This is a genomic window from Pseudomonas sp., assembly GCF_050739995.1.
Taxonomy (GTDB): domain Bacteria; phylum Pseudomonadota; class Gammaproteobacteria; order Pseudomonadales; family Pseudomonadaceae; genus Aquipseudomonas.
The window spans coordinates 1-10,374 of record NZ_JBOICG010000711.1 but is presented as its reverse complement, the minus strand read 5'-3'; the positions used below and the strand labels follow the sequence as shown (position 1 = coordinate 10,374).

Sequence of the window (10,374 nt, the reverse complement as noted above, 5' to 3'; positions counted from 1 at the left end):
CCCCCTCCCACACTGACCGAGTACGACCTTAAGCCGGCTGTTGTTCCTGTAGTTGACCACCCTCGATCCGCACATGCCGCCCATGGAAGCGCTTGAGGCTGCTGCGATGACCGACACTGACGATGCTCAGCCCTGGAAGCTCATCAATCAGCGCTTGATACAGCGTGGCCTCATCTTCCTCGTCCATGGCCGACGTGGCCTCGTCCATGTACAACCACTGCGGTGCGAACAACAACGCGCGAGCAAAGGCCAGGCGTTGCTGCTCACCCGGCGAAAGCATGCGCTGCCAGTGGTTGGCTTGATCAAGATGATCGACCAGATGGGGCAAGCGACAGGTTTCCAGCACCTGTGCATAACGTTCGGCTGGGTAGACGCTATCGTCTTGTGGATAACTCAACACGGCCTTCAGCGTGCCAATCGGCAGGTAGGGCTTTTGCGGCAAGAACAGGTAACGCGCGGCCGGCAGGCGAATGCTACCGTGACCCGCAGGCCACAAGTGGCCCATGGCACGCAGCAACGTACTTTTACCGCTGCCGGAACGTCCGCTGAGCATTACGCGCTGGCCTGGTTCCACAGACATGTCGGCATTCGTCAGCAGATGACGGCCGTCAGCCAGGTCCATGCCCAGGTCTTGTACCACCAGACGCTCGCCTTGTGAGCGTACGTCGATAGCTGCCGGGCGCTGCTCGTTTTCACTCATGGCCTGGTGGAAACTCAGCAGTCGATCACTGGTTGCGCGCCAACTGGCCAAGTCGGTGTAGGCACTGATAAACCAACTGAAATTGCCCTGCACGTTGCCGAACGCCGAGTTGATTTGCATCAGCTCGCCCAACTCGATCTTGCCCGAAAAGTAGCGGGGGGCAGCCACGATAAACGCAAAGACAATCGCAATCTGCTCGTAACCGGCGGTGAAAAACGTCAGGCGCTTGGACACTTTCATAATGTCCCAGTAGTTATGCCAGACCTTGCCGAACCGCGTGCTCAACCGTTGATTTTCATTTGGCTCGCCATTGTACAAAGCAATGCTCTCGGCATTCTCCCGCACCCGTACCATGGAGAAACGCAGGTCTGCTTCAAAACGTTGTTGTTGGTTGCTCAGGCCGATCAAGCGACGACCGATCAAATGGGTCAACCAACTGCCGACCCCGGCATAAACCAATGCACACCAGAACATATAGCCAGGGACGGTGATACCGAACACTTCGATGCTGCCCGACACGCCCCACAGGATGATAGAGAACGACACCAGGCTGACGACGTTGCGCAGCAACCCCAGCCCCAGGTTCAGGGTGTTCTGAGTGAAACTATTGAGGTCTTCGGAAATCCGTTGGTCCGGGTTGTCGGTATAGCCCCCCTGCTCCAACTGGTAGTAATTCTTGTGGCCAAGCCAGCGGGCAAAGTGCTTTTCGGTGAGCCAGGCACGCCAGCGGATGGTGAGCATCTGGGTCAGGTACAGGCGGTATACCGCGCCGACAATCGCGACGGTTGCGATGCCGCAAAAATAGCCGATCTGTTGCCAGAACGCGGTGGTGTCCTTCTTTTCCAGCGCGTTGTAGAAATCCTTGTACCAGTGGTTGAGCCACACGGAGATCGCCACACTGAACAGTGACAGACCGATCACGGTCACCAGCAACAACCAGGCCTTGCCCTTCTCTTCACTGCGCCAATAGGGCGTGATCATCGCCCAGGTTCGTCGGAAGAATTGCCCACGCACCGCGTCATTGACCGCGGAATACTCAGCGTTCTGGTTCATTGTTCAGGCTCTGTAAGAAAATGTGACAGGCGTTTGAACCGATCATAGACGATCGGTTCAGGGCTCCGCGCAGCCTGAAGCAGATTGTTCAGACTTTATTCAGCGCCGTACCGGGCGCTTCTGCAATTTGCGCTGCAAGGTGCGACGGTGCATGCCCAGGGCACGGGCAGTGGCGGAGATATTACCTTCGTGTTCGGTCAGCACGCGCTGGATGTGTTCCCACTGCAGGCGGTCCACCGACATCGGGTTTTCCGGTACCAGGGTGTCGAGGTCGGCGTGCTCGGAGAGCAAGGCAGCCAGCACGTCATCGGCGTCCGCGGGTTTGCACAGGTAGTTGCAGGCGCCGCGCTTGATCGCCTCGACGGCGGTGGCGATGCTGGAATAACCAGTGAGGATCACCACGCGCATTTCCGGGTCGAGTTCCAGCAGCTTGGGCAGCAGTACCAAGCCGGAGTCGCCATCCATTTTCAGGTCGAGCGCGGCGTAGTCCGGCAGGTCGGCCTGGGCGATGGTCAGTCCTTCTTCGGCGGAACCGGCGGTGCTCACGCGAAAACCGCGACGGCTCATGGCACGTGCCATGACGCGGGTAAAAGTAGCGTCGTCATCTACCAGCAACAGGTGCGGCAGTTCTTCGCCTTCGACTTGGATCTCATCACTCATCGATATCTCCTCGTGCGACACGGGGCAGGCGCAGCTCGGTAAGCGTGCCACCTTCCTCATGACTATAGAGCTTCACTGAGCCGCCCGCGCGGGTCACGCTGGCCTTGCTCAAAAACAGGCCCAGGCCGAAACCTTTGCCCTTGGTGGTAAAGAAAGGTTTGCCGATCTGCTCGGCAATGGCCAGCGGCACACCCGCGCCGTGGTCACGAATACTGATGGTCACGTTTTCCGCGTCCCAATCCAGCTGCACGCCCAAGCCTTCAGGGCAGGCATCCGCTGCATTGTTCAACAGGTTGAGCAACGCCTGGGTCAGGTCCGGCGGCGGCGCCATGCGCGGTACAGTGCCCAGGCCCAGCAGGTTGAAGCGATAACTGGCTTCAGGGCGCATCAGGTGCCAGCGGTTCAGGGCTTCGTCGAGCCACTGGGTCACGTCCTGCATCTCCACCGCCAAACGGCGATTGGCTTCGGCAGCGCGCACCAGTTGCTGCAAGGTGTGCTTGCACTGCTTGACCTGCTCGCGCAGCACGCCGAGATCCTCCTGCAGCGCCGGGTCGTGGTGATCCTGAGCCATTTCGTTGAGCAGCACGCTCATGGTGGCCAGCGGCGTGCCCAACTCATGGGCGGCACCGGCGGCCTGGGTAGCGACCGCCAACAACTGCTGGTCACGCAAGCCCTCCTCACGGCGAATGGCGCGCAACTCTTCCTGGCGACGCAGTTCTTCGGCCATACGCGCAGCGAAAAAGGTGATGACCGCGGCGGACAACGCAAAACTCAACCACATTCCGTAGATTTGCAGGTTTTCCCGGGCGATGGGGAAAGTTTGCAACGGATAGAACTGCGCCAGCAGCAGGGTATAGAGCGCCAGCGCAATGCCCGACAGTATCACCGAGTAGCGCCATGGCAGCGTCACCGCAGCAATGGTCAGTGGTACCAGGTAATAAGAAACAAAGGGGTTGGTGGAACCACCGGAGAAATACAGCAACACACTGTGGATAAACAGGTCGCACGCCAATTGAAGCGCATACTCCAGCTCAGTCACGGGCCACGTGGTACGCAAGCGGATGGCGGTGAACACGCACAGCACGGTGGAAAACGCCAGGGTCACGCCCAACTGCAGCCACGGTAGCGGCAACAGGTCGAACCAGTAGGCGAGCCCGACGGAACCGGCCTGTGCGGCCAGCACCAGGGTGCGAATGAACGTCAGGCGCCAGAGGTTCTGGCGGGTGGCGGAAGTCAGTTTTACGGCGGCGAGCATGAGCTCTCCCGGTGAGCGCTGCAGGCGGATCGGCAGGAGTATAAACGAAGCGGACCGCCTGGCACGGCGCGTGTGGCTCTTTGACGCAGGCCAGGCAAATGACCGTTCGTCGCCTGCGCCAACCTTGTAGGTAATGTGTAAACCCGAAGAACCCAACACCACCGTCTACAGTCATACCGAACACGAATACCTCAAGGAGCTTCCATGTCTCGTTTCACTCGCAGTGCAGCTGTTATCACCCTCGGCGTTGCCACCCTGGCCAGTCTTCCGGCCGTGGCCGCCGACGGGCTGAACTACAACCAGATTTCCCTGCGCGCCGAGGTCAGCCAGGAGGTTGCCCGCGACAAGATGATCGTCACCCTCTACACCGAATCGCAAAACAGCGATCCGGCCAAACTCGCCGCCGAAATCACCACCACCATGAACACGGCCCTGGGCCAGGCGCGTGAAGTCAAAGGCGTGACCCTGCGCCAGGGCAGCCGCAACAGCTACCCGATCTACGACAGCAAGAACCAGAAGATCACCGGCTGGCGCGAGCGCGCCGAACTGCGCCTGGAAAGTGCGGACTTCCCGGCGCTGTCCAAGCTCACCGGCGAACTGCTCAACACGCTGAAAATGGAAAACATGGACTTCGCCATCGCCGACGCCACCCGCAAGGCCAGCGAAGATGCCCTGCTCAAAGACGCCGTGGCGGCCTTCAAGGCCCGCGCACAACTGGCCACCGATGCACTGGGCGGCAAGGGTTACAAGATCGTCAACCTCAACTTCAACACCAACGGTTACCCGATGCCGTACGCGCGCAATGGCGGGATGATGATGAAAGCCGCCATGGCTGATTCGGCACCAACACCTCAAGTGGAAGCCGGCACCAGCCAGGTCAACATGAGCGCTGATGGCGTGATCGAAGTGCAAATGCAGTGACCCCTACCTGACAGACCTGAACGGCGGTAACCTCGGTGACCGCCGTTTTCGTTTGGGCAGCTTATATATGCCTGCCATCTCAGGGGTCTCCATGGAAAGAATCGCCTTAAAACCGCTCCTCCTCGCCGCAGGCCTCCTGGCCTTTATGCCAATGACCCAGGCAGCCAGCACCCTGGTCTACTGCTCCGAAGCAAGCCCCGCCGGTTTCGATCCCAGCCAGTACACCAGCGGCACAGACTTCGATGCCTCTGCCGAAACCGTGTTCAACCGCCTCACGCAATTCAAGCGCGGTGGCACCGAGGTCGAGCCCGGCCTGGCGACGAGCTGGGATATCTCCAAAGACGGCCTGGCCTATACCTTCCACTTGCGGGACGGCGTCAAGTTCCACACCACCGACTTCTTCACACCGACCCGCGACTTCAACGCGGATGATGTGCTGTTCACCTTCAATCGCCTGCTGGATGCCGAGAGTCCGTTTCGCAAGGCTTACCCATCCGAGTCGCCCTACTTCACCGACATGGGTTTGAACACCACGATCAAGAGCGTCGACAAACTCGACGACCACACCGTGCGCTTCAACCTGAACAACGTCGATGCGTCGTTCGTACAGAACCTGGCCATGAGTTTCGCCTCGGTGCAATCGGCCGAATACGCTGCGCAACTATTGAAGGAAGGCAAGGCTGAAGACATCAACCAGAAGCCAGTCGGTACCGGGCCCTTTGTGTTCAAGCGCTACCAGAAAGACTCGCAGATTCGTTACGCGGCCAATAAGCAGTACTGGAAACCCGAGGACGTGAAGCTCGACAACCTGATATTCGCCATCACCCCGGACGCCGCCGCGCGCCTGCAAAAACTCAAGGCCGGCGAATGCCAGGTCAGCGGGTACCCGCGCCCGTCCGATATCGAAGTCATGAAGCAAGACCCCAACCTGCGCGTACTGCAACAAGCCGGTTTCAACCTGGGGTTTCTGGCCTACAACGTGACCCACCCGCCACTGGACCAGCTCAAGGTGCGCCAAGCCCTGGACATGGCCATCGACAAGCCGGCCATCATCAAGGCGGTGTACCAGAGCGCCGGACAATTGGCGCAGAACGCGTTGCCTCCGGCGCAGTGGTCTTATGACCCGACCATCAAGGACGCGCCCTATGATCCGACCAAGGCACGGGCGCTACTAAAAGAAGCAGGGGTTGCACCCGGTACCACCATCAATCTGTGGGCAATGACGGTCCAACGTGCTTCCAACCCGAATGCACGGATGTCCGCGCAAATGATCCAGCAGGATTGGGAAAAGATTGGCATCAAAGCCAACATCGTCAGCTATGAGTGGGGCGAATACATCAAGCGCGCCAAGAATGGCGAACACGACGCGATGATTTATGGCTGGACCGGCGACAACGGTGACCCGGATAACTGGCTCGGCGTGCTCTACAGTTGTGCCGCGGTCAAGGGCAGCAACTACGCCAAATGGTGTAACCCCGCCTACGACAAACTCGTGCAACAGGCCAAGGTCAGCAATGACCGTGAACAGCGCATCAAGTGGTATCAACAGGCACAAAAAATTCTTAAAGAACAAGTACCTATAACGCCTATTGCGAACTCGACGGTTTTCCAACCTCTGCGCAAGGAAGTGCGCGACTTCAAGATCAGCCCCTTTGGGCTCACACCGTTCTATGGTGTCAGTCTAGATAAGTAACATCGGCGCCCCAACCGAGTGCGCTAGACGCCTTGGTTGGGCTTTTTTGGTGCGCGCTCTGCACCGAAAAAACCCTGTAAATGTACGCATTTATGTACAAACTTTCATAATTGCGACATTCCTGTACGTTCGTACCACACTTTGAGTGTCGCAACGGTTCTGCATCTTGCAATGGGTATGGCCCCTGCATAAGTATCCGCAGGCCGACTCACGAGGTCGCCCTCACCACCAAAAATGACAACAAATCATGAGGCCAACATGCTTAAACACGCAGTCATTCCGTTAATTGTTAGCGCTGGCCTTATGGCAGCAGCCCCTTTCGCCCAAGCGGCGACTAACCTGGTGTTCTGCTCCGAAGGCAGCCCCGCTGGTTTTGACCCGGGCCAGTACACCACCGGAACAGACTTCGATGCCTCGGCCGAAACCATGTTCAACCGCCTGACCCAGTTCGAGCGCGGCGGCACCGCCGTGATTCCTGGGCTGGCCACCAGCTGGGACGTGTCCCCGGACGGCCTGACGTACACCTTCCACTTGCGCGACGGCGTGAAGTTCCATACCACCTCATACTTCAAGCCCACTCGTACCTTCAATGCCGATGACGTGCTCTTCACGTTCAACCGCATGATCAACAAGGACGATCCGTTCCGCAAAGCCTACCCCACCGAGTTCCCATACTTCACGGACATGGGGATGGACACCAACATCAAGAACATCGAGAAAGTCGATGACCACACCGTCAAGTTCACCCTTGGCACCGTGGACGCCGCCTTCATCCAGAACCTGGCAATGAGCTTCGCGTCGATCCAGTCGGCTGAATACGCCGCCCAACTGTTGAAAGAAGGCAAAGCCGCGGACATCAACCAGAAGCCGGTCGGCACTGGCCCGTTCGTGTTCAAGAGCTACCAGAAAGACTCGAACATTCGTTACACCGGCAACAAGGACTACTGGAAGCCGGAAGACGTGAAGATCGACAATCTGATCTTCGCCATTACCACCGACCCGTCGGTACGCATCCAGAAACTCAAGAAGAATGAGTGCCAGGTCACCCTGTTCCCACGTCCCGCCGACCTCAAGGCACTGGGCGAAGACAAGGATCTGAAACTGCCGCACCAAGCCGGTTTCAACCTGGGTTACATCGCTTACAACGTGATGCCGGTCCTCAAGGGCCAGACCGCCCCCAACCCTCTGTCCGATCTGCGTGTACGCGAAGCGCTGGACATGTCAGTGAACAAGCAGCAGATCATCGACTCCGTGTACCAGGGCGCCGGCCAACTGGCCGTCAACGCCATGCCACCGACTCAGTGGTCCTACGACACCACGATCAAGGACGCGAAGTACGATCCTGCCAAAGCCAAGGAGCTGCTCAAGGAAGCCGGCGTTAAAGAAGGCACCGAGATCACCCTGTGGGCGATGCCGGTTCAACGTCCGTATAACCCGAACGCCAAGCTGATGGCCGAGATGCTGCAGAACGACTGGAAACAGATCGGCCTGAAGGTCAACATCGTTAGCTACGAGTGGGGCGAGTACATCAAGCGTTCCAAAGGCGGCGAGAACCAGGCCATGATCATTGGCTGGAGCGGTGACAATGGTGACCCGGACAACTGGCTGAACGTGCTGTTCGGCTGCGACTCGCTGTCCGGTAACAACTTCTCCAAATGGTGTGACAAGAAATTCGACGGCATCGTAAAAGAAGCCAAGGCTACGTCGGACGTCGCCAAACGCACCGAGCTGTATAAGCAGGCGCAACATATCCTCAAAGATGCTGTCCCGATGACACCTATCGCGCACTCGACGGTGTATCAACCCATGCGCTCCACCGTGCAGGACTTCAAGATCAGCCCGTTTGGCTTGAACTCTTTCTACGGTGTCAGCGTAAGCGGCAAGTAAGGATCATTGACGGCGACGCTTCATAGCGTCGCCGTTATTGCATCCGCCCAGGCCGTAGGAAACAGACCACGACGCAGTCCATTGCCGTCCTACAGCAATGAGCTGCGACCCGTGGCTCCGTTGCCTACAAGGTCAGTCAGATTCGACGCATTTACTGCGAGATCCACGACCCATAACGTCGTAGGACAGCAGCAGCTTCATTCTGAGAAAGGCACTTGCTGCGTGTGGGATCAGTGAGGTCTCTCTTGGCTGAAGGCCAGGGAGATTGCTCGCTGATTGATAACTACAAACAAGGATCGGGATCGTCATGCGCCATACCACCGTTCTATCCGCAATCTTTGGCACCAGCCTGCTGGCTGTGGCCACGATGGGCCAAGCCGCCGACAAGAAGAGCCTGGTGTTCTGCTCTGAAGGCAGCCCGGCTGGGTTTGACACCGCGCAATACACCACCGCCACCGACAACGATGCAGCCGAGCCGCTGTACAACCGCTTGGTTGAGTTCGAAAAAGGTGCGACCAACGTGGTGCCTGGGCTGGCAACCAAATGGGATATTTCGCCGGACGGCCTGACCTACACCTTCCACCTGCGCGAAGGCGTGAAGTTTCACAGCAACAAGGAGTTCAAGCCGAGCCGCGACTTCAACGCCGACGACGTGCTGTTCACCTTCAACCGCATGCTTGACCCCGAACATCCGTTTCGCAAGGCCTACCCTACCGAGTTTCCGTACTTCAACGGGATGAGCCTGAACAAGAACATTGCCAAGGTCGAGAAAACCGACCCGCACACCGTGGTGATGACCCTGAATACGGTCGACGCCGCGTTTATCCAGAACATTGCCATGAGCTTCGCCGCGATCCTGTCTGCCGAATACGCCGGGCAGTTGCTCAAGGCCGGCAAGCCGAGCGACATCAACCAGAAGCCAATCGGCACTGGCCCGTTTGTGTTCCAGCGCTACCAGAAAGATTCGCAGATCCGTTATGTGGCGAACAAACAGTACTGGGACCCGAGCCGGGTCAAGCTCGATCAACTGATCTTCGCCATCAACACCGATGCTTCAGTGCGGGTACAGAAACTCAAGGCCGGCGAATGCCAGGTGACTCTGCACCCGCGCCCGGCCGACGTCGACGCCCTCAAGGCCGACCCCAACCTGCAACTGCTGACCAAACCCGGCTTCAACCTCGGCTACATCGCCTACAACGTGCGCCACAAACCCTTCGACCAGCTCGAAGTGCGCCAGGCGTTGGACATGGCAGTAAACAAGCAGAGCATTCTGAACGCCGTGTACCAGGGCGCCGGGCAATTGGCCGTCAACGCCATGCCGCCGACCCAGTGGTCCTACGACGACACCATCAAGGACGCCGCCTACAACCCGGAAAAAGCCAAGGAGCTGCTCAAGGCGGCCGGCGTGAAGGAAGGCACCGAGATCACCCTGTGGGCGATGCCGGTGCAGCGGCCGTACAACCCCAACGCCAAGCTGATGGCCGAGATGCTGCAGAACGACTGGGGCAAGATCGGCCTCAAGGTCAAGATCGTCAGCTACGAATGGGGCGAGTACATCAAGCGCACCAAGAACGGTGAGCACGATATCAGCCTGATCGGTTGGACCGGTGACAACGGTGACCCGGACAACTGGCTGGGCACCCTCTACAGCTGCGACGCCATCGGCGGGAACAACTACTCCATGTGGTGTGACCCGGCGTACGACAAGCTGGTCAAGCAAGCCAAGGTCGTGACCGACCGTGAACAAAGGACTGTTCTGTACAAACAGGCGCAGCAACTGCTCAAGCAGCAGGTGCCGATCACGCCCGTCGCCCACTCAACGGTCAACCAGCCGTTAAGCGCCAAAGTCGAAGGTTTCAAAGTAAGTCCCTTCGGCCGCAACGTGTTCTCGGGCGTCAGTATCACCCCATAAGAATAAATAACCGGATTGCGCAGAGCGGGAACGGCTCTGCTGCAAACGTGCAGCTTTTTATTAGGAATTTTCCTACGCCAAACGTTTGCAAAAGCTTGAACGAGTTACACACCAATAGCCGGTTCACCTAAAAAGACCGGCATAAAAAAGAGAACCAAAGGAGCTCCACCCATGAAACTGAGCAGCAAAGCGCTTCTGGCCTTGGCCATCAGCAGCATCACGGCAACCGCCTTCGCTGAACCGCAAAGCCAGGACTTCGTTCCAACCACATTGGCCGGCACCAGCGCCCAAAG

General features: G+C 58.3%; 7 protein-coding genes. 4 read left to right on the top strand and 3 right to left on the bottom strand.

Translation table 11 applies throughout. The features are described 5' to 3' along the window. Window positions 1-28 precede the first annotated feature (28 nt). The 3 genes from ACRESD_RS24120 to ACRESD_RS24110 form a co-directional block, all read right to left on the bottom strand. The gene (locus ACRESD_RS24120) at window positions 29-1,753 is read right to left on the bottom strand and encodes an ABC transporter ATP-binding protein/permease (protein ID WP_431753198.1); all 1,725 of its coding nucleotides are present in this window, start codon (window positions 1,751-1,753) and stop codon (window positions 29-31) included. Window positions 1,754-1,852: 99 nt separating this feature from the next. Beyond that, complete coding sequence (locus ACRESD_RS24115) at window positions 1,853-2,413, bottom strand: response regulator transcription factor (protein WP_003171731.1); 561 nt, start codon at window positions 2,411-2,413, stop codon at window positions 1,853-1,855. After that, complete coding sequence (locus tag ACRESD_RS24110) at window positions 2,406-3,668, bottom strand: ATP-binding protein (RefSeq protein WP_431753197.1); 1,263 nt, start codon at window positions 3,666-3,668, stop codon at window positions 2,406-2,408. The genes ACRESD_RS24115 and ACRESD_RS24110 overlap by 8 nt, the downstream gene beginning before the upstream one ends. Before the next feature lie 204 nt (window positions 3,669-3,872). Here ACRESD_RS24110 and ACRESD_RS24105 point away from each other — a divergent pair, with 204 nt between their 5' ends. The 4 genes from ACRESD_RS24105 (at window position 3,873) to ACRESD_RS24090 (ending at window position 10,081) form a co-directional block, all read left to right on the top strand. Further along, complete coding sequence (locus ACRESD_RS24105) at window positions 3,873-4,589, top strand: SIMPL domain-containing protein (protein ID WP_431753196.1); 717 nt, start codon at window positions 3,873-3,875, stop codon at window positions 4,587-4,589. A 91-nt stretch (window positions 4,590-4,680) separates the two neighbouring features. Continuing rightward, window positions 4,681-6,282, top strand: coding sequence for an ABC transporter substrate-binding protein (locus tag ACRESD_RS24100; protein ID WP_431753195.1), 1,602 nt, complete (start codon window positions 4,681-4,683; stop codon window positions 6,280-6,282). Between the two features lie 258 nt (window positions 6,283-6,540). Further along, complete coding sequence (locus ACRESD_RS24095; protein WP_431753194.1) at window positions 6,541-8,169, top strand: ABC transporter substrate-binding protein; 1,629 nt, start codon at window positions 6,541-6,543, stop codon at window positions 8,167-8,169. Window positions 8,170-8,536: 367 nt separating this feature from the next. Continuing rightward, window positions 8,537-10,081, top strand: a complete 1,545-nt coding sequence (locus tag ACRESD_RS24090) for an ABC transporter substrate-binding protein (protein ID WP_431753199.1) — start codon at window positions 8,537-8,539, stop codon at window positions 10,079-10,081. Window positions 10,082-10,374 lie beyond the last annotated feature (293 nt).

Excerpts from the sequence above, each read along its gene's own strand:
- ACRESD_RS24090 (WP_431753199.1), top strand. The coding sequence starts at position 8,537 with ATGGGCCAAGCCGCCGACAAGAAGAGCCTGGTGTTCTGCTCTGAAGGC.
- ACRESD_RS24120 (WP_431753198.1), bottom strand. The coding sequence starts at position 1,753 with ATGAACCAGAACGCTGAGTATTCCGCGGTCAATGACGCGGTGCGTGGG.
- ACRESD_RS24100 (WP_431753195.1), top strand. The coding sequence starts at position 4,681 with ATGGAAAGAATCGCCTTAAAACCGCTCCTCCTCGCCGCAGGCCTCCTG.
- ACRESD_RS24110 (WP_431753197.1), bottom strand. The coding sequence starts at position 3,668 with ATGCTCGCCGCCGTAAAACTGACTTCCGCCACCCGCCAGAACCTCTGG.
- ACRESD_RS24115 (WP_003171731.1), bottom strand. The coding sequence starts at position 2,413 with ATGAGTGATGAGATCCAAGTCGAAGGCGAAGAACTGCCGCACCTGTTG.
- ACRESD_RS24095 (WP_431753194.1), top strand. The coding sequence starts at position 6,541 with ATGCTTAAACACGCAGTCATTCCGTTAATTGTTAGCGCTGGCCTTATG.
- ACRESD_RS24105 (WP_431753196.1), top strand. The coding sequence starts at position 3,873 with ATGTCTCGTTTCACTCGCAGTGCAGCTGTTATCACCCTCGGCGTTGCC.